We start from the raw sequence: 13,111 nt of genomic DNA on the forward strand, positions 1-13,111 counted from the left end.
TCGCCGCCGGCGCCCGCTCGCGCCGGCGGCGGGGCCGCTTCGCCGCCAACCCTGCTCGCCGGTAACGGCGCGCATATCCCCCGACGCCAGCACATCCGGGCACCGTGCCCGCTGCGCGGTCTGCTCAACAAGGAGGTCGCATGCATCGTCTGTCTTCCCTCGCCCTCGCCGGCCTGCTTTGCGCCGGCCCCGCCCTCCCAGCCGTCGCCGCGGGCGGCAACGACTTCTGCGACGGCATCGTCGAGGTCCCGTTGCTGACCCGGTCCGGCAACGACTATGCCGGCGGCCGCTGCCAGGTCGATCTGCTCCGCGACCGCCCCAGTCCGCTCGATCCCGCCGGCGGCTTGCGCCTGCACGATCTGCAATGGGACACGTTGCGCCGGCCGCCCGCTACAACGGCCGCTCCGGTCCGTCTGGAGGTGGATGTGGGGCCGCAGAACTTCGTCGATGGCGAGGCCCTGATCGAATGGACGTTCGAGTCGAGCAAGACCGGCGAGTTGCGCTTGCTCGTCCTCAGCCTGTGGCGAAGCGAGGACAGCAAGGACGCAGGGGCCGGGCCGACCCGGGTACTCGCGCAGTTGTACGCGCCCGGGCGAGCGGGCTGGTCGCTGGCCGGTCCATCCGACGATTTGGGCGAAACCCAGGCCCTTGCCGTCGCCGATCTCTCGCCGAAGCCGTCGCTGTCGCGGTTCGTCCTGGTCTTCGACGGACGTCAGGCCACGGTCTCGGTCGAAGGCGGCGGAACGCACAGCTTTCCCATGCCCCATGCAGGCTGGACGCTGGTGCATCTGCGCAATGGGGTTCTGGCCCGCAAGCCATGGCAGGCCGGCGAAGGCCTGATCCTGTGGTGGCCCGTCTGGCTCGCCGCGCACTGAGGAATGCGCCCGCCGCGCGTGCGACGGGCGCGCGGCTCAGGGCCGGTAGTTGAAATACTGGTAAGACGCCGGCCGCAGGTCCAGGTCGATGTAGCACTTGCGCCCGCTCGAAGTCGCGCCGATCGACTGGTTGCCCGGCGTGTACAGGCGCGTGGCCGGCGTCGGCGGGCCGCCGGCGAGGCCGACCCAGTACAAACCCTTCAGCGAGGGACCGCGGCACTCGGCGTAGTACGGCGGCCCCAGGCCGCTGTCCTCCATCAGCACGACCCACGGATTGGTCAGCGCCGACTGCGCGGAATTGGCGTCGTAGGCCGACGTGGTGCCGCGCCATTGCGGCAGGTTCTGCGCGACCGCGCTGAACGGCGTGCCGGTCTGGTCCTGGCACTGCGGCGAAAACTCCATCGCGCCGATGCTGAAAGCGCCGTTGCCGGCGAGCGCGATGCTCAGGCTCAGCGCGCAGCGCACCTGACGCTCGAGCCGGCCGTCCAGGCCCATCACGGTGATGGTGGCACCGCCGGCCAGCGTGGTCGAACCGGCCGGCGACACCGTCACCGAGCCGGCCGCGGCGGGAAGCGACGCGGCCAGCAAGGCCAGCGCCGACAGCGAGGCCGACAGCGAGAGTGTCGCGAACGACTTGAGTTTCATGATCGATATCCCTTCGAAAGACAGGTGAGTCCCGACGTGGCGCCAATGCCTGCGTGGTGCGGGCGGCGGCGATGCGGTCGCGCCGGGAGAGCGGGCCGCCCATCGATGCACTCGCAGGGCGCGGCGAAAACGGCTCACGCTCCATCACCCTCGCCCCCGCGCTGTGACCGCGCGCGCCACACGCGCGTGAGCGTGCGTTAACGGCCGCATTTGTGCATTCGCCATCACGTTCGCGCGGGCGGCTTCGGACGTACTAGTACCGCCGCACGCCGGGGAAGACGCGCGCACTCCATCCGCATCGGCGAACGCGTCCGCGCGCGTCGCCGCGCAAGCCGTCGCACCGCCGCGTCCGCCGCATCGCCCGCTTTCGTCGAGGACCCGACCGATGACCCAGCACAACGCCGCCCAGTTCGAAGCCCTGGCCGATCTGTACGAAGACATCAGCGACTGGCCGTTCCGCAAATACATCGAGACGCCGAGCGTGCTCGCGCGCATCGGCGATGTCGCCGGCGCCGACGTGCTCGACTTCGGCTGCGGCGCCGGCACGTATGCGCGGATGTTCAAGCGCGCCGGCGCGCGCCGCGTAGTCGGCTACGACCTCGCCGAAGGCATGCTGGCCAGCGCCCGCCGCCGCGCCGCGGCCGAGCGCCTGGACGTGGAGTTCGTATCCGCGCTCGGGCCCGACCAGGCCGGCCGCTTCGACCTGGTGCTGGCGGTGTACGTGCTGCCGTATGCGCAGGCGCTGCCGGAGCTTGAGCGCATGTGCTTCCAGATGCTCGCGCCGCTGCGCCCGGGCGGACGCCTGATCGCGCTGCCGATCCATCCCGACTACGAACCCGCGCCGTCGTACTACGAGCCGTTCGGCTTCCGCATGACGCCCGACGATCCGCGCGAGCCGCATCGCGACGGCGCGCGCCTGCGCCTGGACCTGTTCTATCAGCAGCGCTACGACGCCAGCGTGCACGCCTGGTACTGGAGCCGCAGCGCGATCGAAACCGCGCTGCACCGCGCCGGCGCCACGGCGGTGCGTTGGCACCCGCCGCAGTTGCACGCGCCGGCGGACGCGCCGCCGGAGCTGCAGGCCTATGTGCGCCGGCCGCACGCCGCCATCGTCGAGTGCCGGCGCGGCTGACGCGCCGCAACGCCGCCGGCCGCGGCCGGCGCAGGCCCGTTCGCGCGCGAGGAGGCCGTGGTGAAACCGAGGATCGAGGTATTCGACTCGCTGGAACGGGTCGACCGGCGCAGTTACCAGACCCTGCACGACGCCAGCCGCGCGTCGCTGTTCTACGACTGGCGTTTCCTGCTCGCCGCCGAGCGCTCGCCGCTGCTGCCGACGCAGAAGACCCTGTACCTGTGCGCGTACGAGGGCGACGAACTGGCCGGATGCCTGCCCGCCTATCTGCAGCGCCTGGCGGCGGTGGACCCGCTGGGCTTGCTGGCGCGCGCCGCGCAGGTGCGCGCCCGCGGCGGGGAATCGGGTTTGTTCAGCCACATGATGCATTGCTGGGACAGCAGCGTGCCTTGCCTGGAAACGGCCGGCGGCGTGCGCGAAGCCTTGCTCGACGCGCTGCTGGACGTCGCCGCGCGCGAGGGCGCCGCCTATGCAGGCCTGCTCAATCTCGGCGAAGCGGCGCGGGCGGGCGGCAGTCGCCTGCGCCTGCACCCGCTGGTCGAACGCTACGACGCGCAGTTGGGCCTGTTCGACGACTTCGATCACTACGTGCGCGCGCTGCCGAGCGACGGACGCGCGGAAATGCGGCGCCAGCTGCGCAAGTTCGAGGCCAGCGGCGCGAGCGCGCAGGTGCTGGCGCCGCCGTTCGACGACCGTCTGGAGCAGGTCTGCGAGCTGTGCTTCCGCACCACCGCCCGCCGCGGCACCCCGCACTATTTCCCGGCCGCGCCGCTGGCGCGCTTCGTGCGCCTGTGCGGCGACTTGGCGCGGCTGGTGCTGATCCAGGCGCAGGGGCGCGTGATCAGCGGCATGATCGGCTGGCAACGGCGCGACACGTTCTGCCTGTGGTCGGCCGGCGTGACTTACGACCAAAGCGACTTCAGCCCGTACACGATCTGCTTCGCCGCCGCCTTTCGCCACGCCTTCGCCCACGGCCTGCAGCGTTTCGAAGGCGGCCGCCTCAACGAACGGATCAAGCGGCGCCTGGGCCTGTCGCCCGTGCCGCTGCAATGCGCGATCGCCCGTCTCGCGCCGCTGCCGCGAACCGCCCCGCCGCCCGCGCGCGTGCCCGCCTCCGCCGCCCTCGACTGACAGGAGCTCCGCCATGGACACGCGCCGCGATCCCATCGACGCCGACGATTTCCGCATCTTCCCGCGCCACCTCGACGGCAAGGCGCGCTCGCGCCATCACGCCGAATACGCCGGCTGGCACCGCAGCGCCTGCTGGAACGGCCGCCGCTTCGAGCGCTTCCCCGAGTACATCGTGCGCGCGCAGTCGGTCGCCGACGTCGCCCACAGCATCGACTTCGCCCGCCGCCACCGCTTGCCGGTGAGCGTGCGCGGCCGCGGCCACAGCTACGCCGGCTGCTTCCTGCGCGACGACGGCCTGTTGCTGGATCTGGCCGCGCTGGACCGGATCGACGTCGACGCGGCCGCGCGCCTGGCCGCGGTGCAACCCGGCGCGAGCAGCCGGCAACTGGCCCAGGCGCTGGCGCCGCACGGGCTGGCGTTTCCGACCGGCCACGGCGGCGACGTCGGGCTCAGCGGTTTCCTGCTCGGCGGCGGGCTCGGCATCAACTTCCGCGCCTGGGGCGGAATCAGCGCGTTCAATGTCCGCGCGATCGACCTCATCGGCGCCGACGGCGACTTGCTGCACGCCGACGCCGAACACCACCCCGAGCTGTTCTGGGCCGCGCGCGGCGGCGGCCCCGGACTGGGCTTCGTGGTGGTGAAGTTCTATCTCGACTGCCGGCCGCTGCCGCGCTGCATCACCTCGACGAGCGCACGCACCGGCCTGGACCGGCTCGGCGAACTGCTGCAGGCGATCGAACGCGCCGACCCGGAGCCGGCGCTGCAGGTCATGGTCGCGGTGGTGCCCGACGGCGACGGCCTGCAGGCATCGCTGAGCGCGCTCGCCTTCGCCGACACGCCGCGCCAGGCGCAGGCGCTGCACGCCTCGCTGTTCGCGAACCTGCCGGCGGGACTGCTCGAACCGCCGGCGCAGGACCAGCCCAGCGGTTTCGAAGCGATCTACCGCCAGAGCGAGGCGATGCTGGTCTCGCGCCGCTACCGCAGCGACAACATCCTCACCGACCGCGCCGGCGAGGCCGCGCGCATCCTCGCCGCGCACCTGCCCGCGCGGCCGTCGCCGGCGACCGTGCCGTTGCTGATCTGGCGCGGCGAACCGCGACTGCCCGACGCGGCGTTCTCGGCGCGCGGCCGCTGGTTCGTCTCGACCTACGCGCAATGGGACGCCGAACGCGACGACGAGGCCAACCGGCGCTGGCTCAAGGCGCTGTACGACGAACTGGCCGGCATCGCGAGCGGCGCCTACATCAACGAGTTCGACCTGGAAGAACGCTCAGACCGGGTCGAGCGCTGCTTCGCCCCGGCGAATTGGGCGCGGCTGCGCGAACTGCGCCGCCGTTGCGATCCCGACGGCGTGTTCCACGACGTGCGCATCGGCCGGCGCTGATCCGCGCCGGCCGATGCGGCGCCGCTCAGCCCAGGCGCATCGACAGTTCCACGTCGTCGCCGAACGGCACCGACAGGTAGCCGCGCTGCGGCGAGCGCACGCGCTGCAGGTAGTCGGGGCTGTAGTCGGCGTTGTCGGCGACGATCAGCGCGCCGGGGCGCAGCCTGGGCTCCAGCAGGTCCAGCACCTGCGGGTACAGCGCCTTGGCGCCGTCGAGCAGGACCAGATCGATCCATTCGGGCAGGTCGGCGGCGAAGGTGCGCAGCGCATCGCCCTCGCGGATCTCGACCAGGTCGGCGAGGCCGCCGGCGGCGAGATTGGCGCGCGCGCGCTCGATCTTGGACGGCTCGAACTCGCTGCTGATCAGGCGGCCGCCGCCGTTGTCGCGCAGCGCCGCCGCCAGGTGCAGGGTCGAGATGCCGAACGAAGTGCCGAACTCGACGATGCTGCGCGCGCCGGTGCTGCGCGCCAGCTGGTACAGCAGGATGCCGGTCTCGCGCGAGACCGCCAGCGGCATGTCCTTGAGCCGACCGTAAAAATCCAGGTATTCGGTGGTGCTGCGCATCAGCCGCTCGTGTTCGTCGCGCGGCATCGCAGCCACTTCGGGCAGGTCCATCGGCGAGGTCGCGTCGGCTTCGTCGAACAGGCGCTGGATCAGCACCGACAGCGGCGCGGCGGTGAGCGTGCTGGCCGCGCCATGGCTTGCAGCGGAGGTATTCATTGCGGCGTCTCCGGCCCGTATGCGGGCGTCGTTGGGGGGTAGAATCAGAATGCGACTGATTCGTCATGTTCGCTATTCGCATTGGCGCCGCCCCCATGACCGACCCCAAGAAACCGCAGATTTCCCAGCGAAAACAGCCCAAGCAGGCGCGCTCCAGCGACTCGGTCGCGGTCATCCTGGAGGCCGCCGCTCAGGTTTTGGCCAAGGAAGGCGCACAGCGCTTCACCACCGCGCGCGTGGCCGAGCGCGCCGGCGTCAGCGTCGGCTCGCTGTACCAGTACTTCCCCAACAAGGCGGCGATCCTGTTCCGCCTGCAGACCGAAGAATGGGGCCAGACCACCGCGCTGCTGTGCGCGATCCTGCAAGACGCGCGCAAGCCGCCGCTGCGCCGGCTGCGCGAGCTGGTGCATGCGTTCGTGCGTTCGGAATGCGAAGAAGCGGCGATGCGGGTGGCCTTGGCCGACGCAGCGCCGCTGTACCGCGACGCGCCCGAGGCGCGCCAGGCCCACAGCGCCAGCGAGCGCGCGTTCGAGGCGTTCATGCGCGAAGCGCTGCCGCGCGCCGACGACGCGGCGCGCACGGTCGCCGGCGACCTGGTCATCTCCACGCTGTCGCAGGTCGGCAAGGAATTCTCGGAGACGCCGCGCACGGCGCAGGAGATCGAGACCTATGCGCAGGCCATGGCCGACATGTTCTGCGCCTACCTGCGTTCGGTCGGGCGGCGCTGAGCGGCCGCGGCGCCTGCCGCGCGCGCGGCGACGCTTTCGCCGGCGCTATTCGCGGCGCTTGCGGCCGCGCTTGCCGCCGGCCGCGGCCGGTTCCTCGGACTCGCCGACGCCTGCGCCGAGCCGCTCCATCCACGCCAGCGCGTCGACATAGGCCATGAACTGCTGCAGGTACTCCGGCGCCAGCGCCTGCATGGTGCTCAGCGCGCGGTGCACGAGCCGGCCGGAATTGAGCGGACCAGCGTCGGTGGACGACGGTTCCAGCGACTCGCGCAGCTGGCGGTCCATGCGCAGGCGCGAGAAGCGCATGCGGAACTCGTCGAGCGCGGCCAGTTGCGGGAACGCGGCGCGCGGCGCATCGCCGTCGCCCGCCTCGCGCGTCGCCGCCGTCGCTTGCAGGCGCTGGGTCAGTTCGATCAGGGTCGGCGCCGGCGCCGCGGCTTCCGCGCTCGTCCCGGATTTGCGCTTCGCGCCCTTGCGCGCGGCGCGCTTGGCGGGCGCGGCGGCGGCCGTCGCCGCATCGACCGCGCTCGCCTGCGCGCCGGCCTCGCGCGCGGCCGTTTCGCTCGCCTGCGCCTGCCTGCGCTCCAGTGCCCCAGCGTAGACGCCGATCAACTCGCGCACCCGCGCGTCCAGCACCCGCCGCAGCTCGCCGTCCTGCGCCGCGGCGCGGCGCTCCAGCGCGTCGATGCGGGCGAAGCCGGCGCGATCGCAGCGGTCGTCGCCGCGCGCGCGCCAGGCCTCCAGCGTCGTCCGCGGATCGGCCGCGTCCGCGCTCGCCGGGACGGAATTCATCGCGATCCGCGCGGCGCCGCGGCGGCCTGCGCCGGGCGCGGCATCGGCGCGATCTCCACGCGCCGGTTGCGCGCGCGGCCGGCTTCCTCGGCGTTGGAATCCACCGGCTGCTGGGAACCGAACGCGGCGGCGAACACCGCCGTTTCCGGCACGCCCGCGGCGATCAGCGCGCGGGTCACGGTCAAGGAACGTTGCGCCGACAGCTCCCAGTTGTCGGCGAACTGGCGGTTGCTCTCGCGCACCATGCGGTCGTCGGTGAAGCCGCTGACCATGAGGATCTCGTCGCGCGAGCGCAGGTACTCGGTCAACGGACCGGCCAGGGTATCGAGCAGTTCGCGCCCTTGCGGCTGCAACCGGTCGGAGTTCAGCGCGAACAGCACGTTGCCGTTGATGCCGATGCGGCCGTCGACCAGGGTCACCCGGCCGCTCGCCAGCGGCGCGGCCAGCGCGCGCTCCAGGGTCTGCCGGCGCTGCGCTTCGATCTTGCGCTGCTTCACTTCCTCGTCGAGGCGGCTGGACAGCTGCATCTGCGCGCCGATCACGCCGACCAGGATCAGCACGAACACGCCCAGCAACACCGACATCAAGTCGCCGAAGGCGGCCCACACCGGCGCGCCGGAATCGATCCCGGCGTCGTCCTCGATCAGCGCGCTCATGCCGCCTGCGCTCCGTCGCCGGCCTGCGCCGCGGCCTGGCCGTCGGCCACGCGCTGCAGTTCGTCGATGATCTGCTTCTGGCTCAGCACGCTCAGGTCGACGACCTCGCGCGCCTGCGCCACGTAGTAGGCCAGTTGCTCGTCGCTGCGCGCCAGCGACTTGTCCAGCGCGACCTCCACGCCCTGCAGGCGGTCGGCCAGGCGCTCGTGGGTTTCGCCGAACTGCTGCACCAGCGCGGCGAAGGCGTCGCCGAGGCTGGCGACCTCGATCGCGCCGGCGCCGAGTTGCGCGGCGGCGGCGTCGAGCTTGCCGGCATCGGCTTCGACCCGTTCGTTGAGGCGCGCGCCGGCGCGTTCGAGCAGTTCGGCCGAAGATGCGACCAGCGCATCGACCGCGGCGCGCTGTTCGCCGGAGGCGTGGTTGACCGCGTCGAGCAGGGTTTCCAGCGTCGCCAGCAGGCGGTTGCGCTCTTCCAGCATCGCGGTGTCGCGGACCATGCTGTCGGAAAGTTTCTGGCGCAGCTCGGCGACCACTTCGGCCGCGGCCTTGGGCGCTTCGGACGCAGCATCGACCAGGCGCGAGATCTCGGCGATGGTGTCGCGCGCCTGCGCCTGGCTCTGCGCCGAAACCTCCTGCGCGGTGCGCGCGAGCGTGTCGCAGACTTCCAACTGGCGGCCGGCGACCGTTTCGCCGGCCTGCTGCCAACGCTGGCCGAGGTCGGCGGTCATCGCGCCGAACGCGTCGGTCCACATCGCCAGGCGTTCGCGGTCGCGCGATTCCAGCGCGGCCTGCAACTGCGCGTGCGAGTCCTGGACGATGCGCACCAACCCGGCCGCATGCGTTTCGAATCCGGCGACCACGCCGGCCGCGGCCTTGGGCGCTTCGGCGGCGGCGTCGACCAGGCGCTCGATTTCGGCCAGGGTGCCGCGCGCACGCTCGTGCGCCTGCGCCGACATCTCGTCGGCGCTGCGCGCCAGCGTGGCGCAGATGTCCTGCTGGCGCTGCGCGGTCAGCGTCTGCGACTGCTCCCAGCGCTCGCCCAGCGCGGCGCTCATCGCGGCGAAGGATTCGGTCCAGGCCGACAGGCGTTCGCGGTCGCGCGATTCCAGCGCGTCCTGCAGTTCGGCGTGGGAACGCTCGACCACCGTCACCAATGCCGCGGCGTGTCGTTCGAACGCGGCCGCGGCGCCGCCGAGCGCCTGCTGGTGGCGCTCGGCCAGGGCCTGGTTGGCCTCGCCCTGGCGCGCCAGCGCGTCGTCCCAGGCCTGCGCGCTGCGGTCGTGGCTGGCTTCCAGTTGCGTCGACACGTCCTTGAGCAGGCCGGCGGTGCCGCGCTCGAAGGTGCCGGCGAATCCTTCCAGCGCGCCGCGCAGGTCGCGCAGCAGCGCTTCGTTGCCGCCGCGGTGGTCGGCCAGCACGCGGCTCCAGCCGTCGGCGGCCGCGTCGGCGGCGCTGGCGAAGCCGGCGCTGAGGCCGTCGAGTTGCCGCTGCACCGCGTCGCCGACGCGTTCGTGCAGCGCCGCGCTCTCGCGCGCGAGCGCGGCCATGGTCGCGTCCGCGACCGGCTGCAGCGCCGCGCCCGCGGCGCGCGCACCTTCGCCGACGCTGTCCTTGAGCGAGCGCTCGAACGATTCGGCCAGGCGCGCGTACGCCGCCTCGCTGCGCTGGTGGAACGCGTCCTGGCGTTCGAGCTGGCGCTCGTGCGCGCTTTCGCCGTGGCGTTCCAGCGCCTGCATCGCGGCCTGCAACTGCGCGACCAGCGCGGGCATGGTCTCGGTCTGGCGCTGCAGCAGTTCGAACGCCTGCGCGCGACGGCGCTCGCGCTGGAACGCGCGCGAGTGCGCGTGCAGCGCGCCGCTCGCGGCGGCGTCCAGGCGCTGCACGGCGGCGGCGCGCTCGCGCCGGCACAGCGCCGCGAGCAGGCCGAGCATGGCCGAGGCGGCGACGCCGGCGATCGAGGTGCCGAAGGCGAAGCCCAGGCCGGCGACCGGCGCGGCGATCGCGGCGCGGATCGCCTGCAGGTCGCTGGCGCTTTCCAGCGCCAGGCCGGTGCCGCGCAGGGTCGCGGTCATGCCCAGCAGGGTGCCGAGCATGCCCAGCAGCACCAGCAGGCCGACCAGATACGGCGCCAGCGTCGGCGCCGGCAGCGGCACGCGCTCGCCTTCGATGCGCAGGCGCACCGGGCTGCGCAGCGAGGAATGCAGCCGGCCGAGCCAGGCGTCGAGGCGTTCGCCGTCGCCTGCCTCCGCCGGCGCGGGCAGTTCGTCCAGCGCGCGCTGCAGCGTCGCGGTGGCCTGGCGATAGCGGCGCAGTTCCAGTCCGCCGGCGAGGTAGCCGGCGGCGATCAGCGCCAGCACCGCCAATGCCAGCGGATGCGAATTCAAGGCGACCGCGCCGACCCAGGCCACGATGGCGAGGCCGGCGACGAAGACGGCGGCGTGAAGCGATTTGTTGAGCATGTCAGTCGTTTGCGCGTGCGCGCAGGGCGTCGAGCAGGCCCTGCGCAGGTTGAAGTCGAAGATCCAGTTCGGCGTGCAAGGCCTCGCGCATGTCGGCGCGGAAGCGGGGCAGCCAGGTCTCGCGGTCGGGTTCGCCGCCGTCGGCGGCGTCCTGCGCGCGTTCGCGCAGGCGTTCGAAGCGCCGGCCCAGCAGCGCCGGCGCGGCGCCGAGCAGGCTGCGTTCGCGCCGGCCCAGGGCGCGTTCCATCACCGCATCCAGCGCGGCCAGCCGGGCCAGTTCGGGCGAAGCCACGGTCAGGCGCTCGCGCAGGCGTTCGCGCAGGCGGCCGGCGCCGGCTTCCAGGGTCTGTTGCAGCACCAGGTAGCGCTGGCGGAAGAACGGATAGTCGCCGGCGTCCTCGACCGCGGCCGCGGAGCGGGCCCCGGCGATGGCCGCGCCCGCGCGCGGCGGCGCGAACGCGCGATCGCCGTCGATGGCCGCGGCCAGCATGCGCCGCACCCGCGCGCACTCCTGCGCCTCGGCTTGGACCGTGCCGGCCGCGCCGAAACCCGCAACCGCAGGGGCGCCGTCCAACGCTGCCGACAGCGCCAGGGTCTGGGTCCATTCGATCCATTGGCTGAGCCGGTCCGACAGCGGCTGCGCATCGGGCGCGGCGTCGGCATCGGCGAGGCGGGCGAGCAGGCGGATGAAGGTCGGACCACGGACCGCCGCCCGTCGAGAAGCTTCCACTATCAAACTGGTCTGGCTAAAAGTTCGTCATTTTACACGCGCGATGCGACCGCCCGCGGTTCGCACGGCATCGCGGTTGGGCCGGCGGTCATCGCGGCTGAACGCGGTAAATCGCGGCGAATGCATTGACGCAGCCGCGTCGATGTGCTGGCCACTAGCCGGCGACGGCCGCGCGATCGCCGCCCCGAACCAGCGATTTCGCCGATTGCGGCCGCAGTCACAGCGGATTCTTGGCCTGGATGCGCACTCGGCGCATATCCGCATCGGCGCGGCGCAAACCGGTCAAGACGCGCCGCGCGCGCTGCGCGAAGGTGGGCGCGCCCCGCCAGGGGCTACGAGGGCGAACGCCGATTCCCCCCGACCGCACGGCGAGTCGCGCCGCCAGGCCCGACTCGCCCCGGCCCGGCGCAGCGCCCGCCGCCTCCACCGTGCCTTCCCCCACGACAGGTCGAACGATGCGCTCGCCCATTCATACCCCCATGCTGCTCGCACTGCTCGCTGCCACCGCCCTGCCGGGCCCGGCGCCCGCCGCCGACGCAGCGCCGCCCAGCGGCCAGCTGTCCCATGTGTTTTCCGACGCCGCCGGCGGCGAGCGCAGCTACTACGTCGCGCTGCCGGCCAACTACGACCGCAACAAGCGCTACCGGCTGGTGGTGGTGTTCGCCGGCACCGACACCAGCGGGCGCGAGATGCACGAATGGTTCGGCGCCGGCTGGCGGCCGCCCGAGGTGGTCGGCCTGGAACGCTGGATGGACGACACCGTGTTCGTCTATCCCGACCAGCTGTACGTCTGGGGCGACGTCAGCGGTTGGGCGCTGGGCCCGAAGGCCAGCCCCTACGACGGCTGGCACGACATCCGTTTCGCCGAGGAGCTGCTGGCCCAGGCCGAACGGGATTATTCGATCGACACCGATCGCGTCTTCGCCACCGGCCATTCCTGGGGCGGCGACATGGCGGCGGTGGTCGGCTGCTATCTGGGTTCGCATTTGCGCGCGATCGCGCCGGTGGCGGCGAACCGGCCGTACTGGTTCGGCTCGCCGGCCAGCGATGCCGACTGCACCGGCATGCCGGCGGTGTGGACCTTCTTCGGCCGCGACGACGATCATTTCGGCGCCGCCAGTCCGGACGGGTTGTTCGGCAAGGAACACAACGCGTTCTGGACCGCCCGCCAACAGTGTTCCAGCCGCTACGACAGCAACGGCGAAACCCGCGACTATCGCGGCTGCAAGACCGGCGTGCGCTTCACCCTGTACGCCGGCGGCCAGTACTCCGGCGGCGGCGGATTGCGCGACCACCAGCCGCCGGATTATTTCCTGCGGGCGGTCGCGCAGTGGCTGTCGGGTTTCTGAGCGCGGCCGGCCGAGGACGGCGCTGCGCGGCGGGGCGACCGCGCAGCGCCGGGCTCATGGCGCGTACTGCGGCGCCGCCGGACGCCAGCCGAGCAGGCGCGCGGGCAGGTACAGCAGCGATTGCAGGAACGCGAACACCGCGCCCAGGGTGATGCCGACCAGGCGCAGCGGCAGCGACAGCAGCCACACCAGCGGCCACAGCACCAACGCGAGCAGCGCCAGCGGCCAGCACAGCACGAACAGCAGGCACCAGGCGAGCAGGACGAACAGCGTCTTCACGGGGCGGCTTCCTTCCAGGACGGCGCCGCGGGGCCGGCGCAGGGTCAGACTGCGGCGGCGCGCGCCGGCGCCGCAAGCGCATTGCGACGAAACCGCCGGCAGGGCGACGAAACCGGCTGCGCGGCGACGAATCCGGCCCGCGTCGCCGCTGCGCAGCCGGCGCCGCGCCCGCCCGCGCCGCGATCCCGACACGGCAGGGCCGGGGCACGCAGGCGCGCTATCCTGGCCGT

General features: G+C 72.6%; 13 protein-coding genes. 6 read left to right on the forward strand and 7 right to left on the reverse strand.

Annotation, left to right across the window (positions count from 1 at the left end):
• The first annotated feature begins 140 nt into the window (after positions 1-140).
• Positions 141-875: a hypothetical protein gene (locus tag RDV84_RS03765; protein ID WP_309152507.1), complete on the forward strand. Its 735-nt coding sequence runs from the start codon at positions 141-143 to the stop codon at positions 873-875.
• Positions 876-911: 36 nt separating this feature from the next.
• On the opposite strand, the gene RDV84_RS03770 is transcribed toward RDV84_RS03765, so the two are convergent.
• Entirely contained in the window at positions 912-1,520 is a 609-nt protein-coding gene (locus tag RDV84_RS03770) for a hypothetical protein (RefSeq protein WP_309152509.1), read from the reverse strand.
• Between the two features lie 385 nt (positions 1,521-1,905).
• Here RDV84_RS03770 and RDV84_RS03775 point away from each other — a divergent pair, with 385 nt between their 5' ends.
• Genes RDV84_RS03775 through RDV84_RS03785 form a run of 3 tightly spaced genes read left to right on the forward strand, consistent with a single transcriptional unit; the run spans position 1,906 to position 5,167 of the window.
• Entirely contained in the window at positions 1,906-2,652 is a 747-nt protein-coding gene (locus tag RDV84_RS03775; RefSeq protein WP_309152510.1) for a class I SAM-dependent methyltransferase, read from the forward strand.
• A gap of 60 nt (positions 2,653-2,712) precedes the next feature.
• Entirely contained in the window at positions 2,713-3,783 is a 1,071-nt protein-coding gene (locus RDV84_RS03780) for a GNAT family N-acetyltransferase (RefSeq protein ID WP_309152511.1), read from the forward strand.
• 13 nt (positions 3,784-3,796) lie between these two features.
• On the forward strand, positions 3,797-5,167 hold the full coding sequence (locus tag RDV84_RS03785) for an FAD-binding oxidoreductase (RefSeq protein ID WP_309152512.1): 1,371 nt from the start codon (positions 3,797-3,799) through the stop codon (positions 5,165-5,167).
• A 25-nt stretch (positions 5,168-5,192) separates the two neighbouring features.
• On the opposite strand, the gene RDV84_RS03790 is transcribed toward RDV84_RS03785, so the two are convergent.
• Positions 5,193-5,888 (reverse strand): O-methyltransferase, encoded by a 696-nt coding sequence (locus RDV84_RS03790; protein ID WP_309152513.1) that lies wholly within the window; start codon positions 5,886-5,888, stop codon positions 5,193-5,195.
• A 95-nt stretch (positions 5,889-5,983) separates the two neighbouring features.
• Here RDV84_RS03790 and RDV84_RS03795 point away from each other — a divergent pair, with 95 nt between their 5' ends.
• The gene (locus RDV84_RS03795; RefSeq protein WP_309152514.1) at positions 5,984-6,616 is read left to right on the forward strand and encodes a TetR/AcrR family transcriptional regulator; all 633 of its coding nucleotides are present in this window, start codon (positions 5,984-5,986) and stop codon (positions 6,614-6,616) included.
• A 45-nt stretch (positions 6,617-6,661) separates the two neighbouring features.
• Here the strand turns inward: RDV84_RS03795 and RDV84_RS03800 are convergent, their stop codons facing one another.
• From RDV84_RS03800 to RDV84_RS03815, 4 genes are read right to left on the reverse strand one after another with little or no spacing between them, the layout of a single operon-like run.
• Positions 6,662-7,408 (reverse strand): DUF2894 domain-containing protein, encoded by a 747-nt coding sequence (locus RDV84_RS03800; protein WP_309152515.1) that lies wholly within the window; start codon positions 7,406-7,408, stop codon positions 6,662-6,664.
• The gene (locus RDV84_RS03805; RefSeq protein WP_309152517.1) at positions 7,405-8,064 is read right to left on the reverse strand and encodes an OmpA family protein; all 660 of its coding nucleotides are present in this window, start codon (positions 8,062-8,064) and stop codon (positions 7,405-7,407) included. The genes RDV84_RS03800 and RDV84_RS03805 overlap by 4 nt, the downstream gene beginning before the upstream one ends.
• Entirely contained in the window at positions 8,061-10,523 is a 2,463-nt protein-coding gene (locus RDV84_RS03810; protein WP_309152518.1) for a DUF802 domain-containing protein, read from the reverse strand. Before RDV84_RS03810 ends, RDV84_RS03805 begins: the two co-directional genes overlap by 4 nt.
• A 1-nt stretch (position 10,524) precedes the next feature.
• Positions 10,525-11,253: a DUF3348 family protein gene (locus RDV84_RS03815; RefSeq protein WP_309152520.1), complete on the reverse strand. Its 729-nt coding sequence runs from the start codon at positions 11,251-11,253 to the stop codon at positions 10,525-10,527.
• A 479-nt stretch (positions 11,254-11,732) separates the two neighbouring features.
• Here RDV84_RS03815 and RDV84_RS03820 point away from each other — a divergent pair, with 479 nt between their 5' ends.
• Positions 11,733-12,602: a CE1 family esterase gene (locus RDV84_RS03820; RefSeq protein ID WP_309152521.1), complete on the forward strand. Its 870-nt coding sequence runs from the start codon at positions 11,733-11,735 to the stop codon at positions 12,600-12,602.
• Between the two features lie 54 nt (positions 12,603-12,656).
• On the opposite strand, the gene RDV84_RS03825 is transcribed toward RDV84_RS03820, so the two are convergent.
• Entirely contained in the window at positions 12,657-12,881 is a 225-nt protein-coding gene (locus RDV84_RS03825) for a hypothetical protein (protein WP_078997674.1), read from the reverse strand.
• Positions 12,882-13,111: the final 230 nt, after the last annotated feature.

Origin of the sequence: Lysobacter yananisis, assembly GCF_031199375.1 — a bacterium.
In the GTDB taxonomy this organism is placed as follows: Bacteria; Pseudomonadota; Gammaproteobacteria; order Xanthomonadales; family Xanthomonadaceae; genus Lysobacter; species Lysobacter yananisis.

Bases quoted from the DNA above. Each gene is read 5' to 3' on its own strand.
- RDV84_RS03805 (WP_309152517.1), bottom strand. From the start codon at position 8,064: ATGAGCGCGCTGATCGAGGACGACGCCGGGATCGATTCCGGCGCGCCG.
- RDV84_RS03785 (WP_309152512.1), top strand. From the start codon at position 3,797: ATGGACACGCGCCGCGATCCCATCGACGCCGACGATTTCCGCATCTTC.
- RDV84_RS03770 (WP_309152509.1), bottom strand. From the start codon at position 1,520: ATGAAACTCAAGTCGTTCGCGACACTCTCGCTGTCGGCCTCGCTGTCG.
- RDV84_RS03800 (WP_309152515.1), bottom strand. From the start codon at position 7,408: ATGAATTCCGTCCCGGCGAGCGCGGACGCGGCCGATCCGCGGACGACG.
- RDV84_RS03820 (WP_309152521.1), top strand. From the start codon at position 11,733: ATGCTGCTCGCACTGCTCGCTGCCACCGCCCTGCCGGGCCCGGCGCCC.
- RDV84_RS03765 (WP_309152507.1), top strand. From the start codon at position 141: ATGCATCGTCTGTCTTCCCTCGCCCTCGCCGGCCTGCTTTGCGCCGGC.
- RDV84_RS03810 (WP_309152518.1), bottom strand. From the start codon at position 10,523: ATGCTCAACAAATCGCTTCACGCCGCCGTCTTCGTCGCCGGCCTCGCC.
- RDV84_RS03775 (WP_309152510.1), top strand. From the start codon at position 1,906: ATGACCCAGCACAACGCCGCCCAGTTCGAAGCCCTGGCCGATCTGTAC.
- RDV84_RS03795 (WP_309152514.1), top strand. From the start codon at position 5,984: ATGACCGACCCCAAGAAACCGCAGATTTCCCAGCGAAAACAGCCCAAG.
- RDV84_RS03790 (WP_309152513.1), bottom strand. From the start codon at position 5,888: ATGAATACCTCCGCTGCAAGCCATGGCGCGGCCAGCACGCTCACCGCC.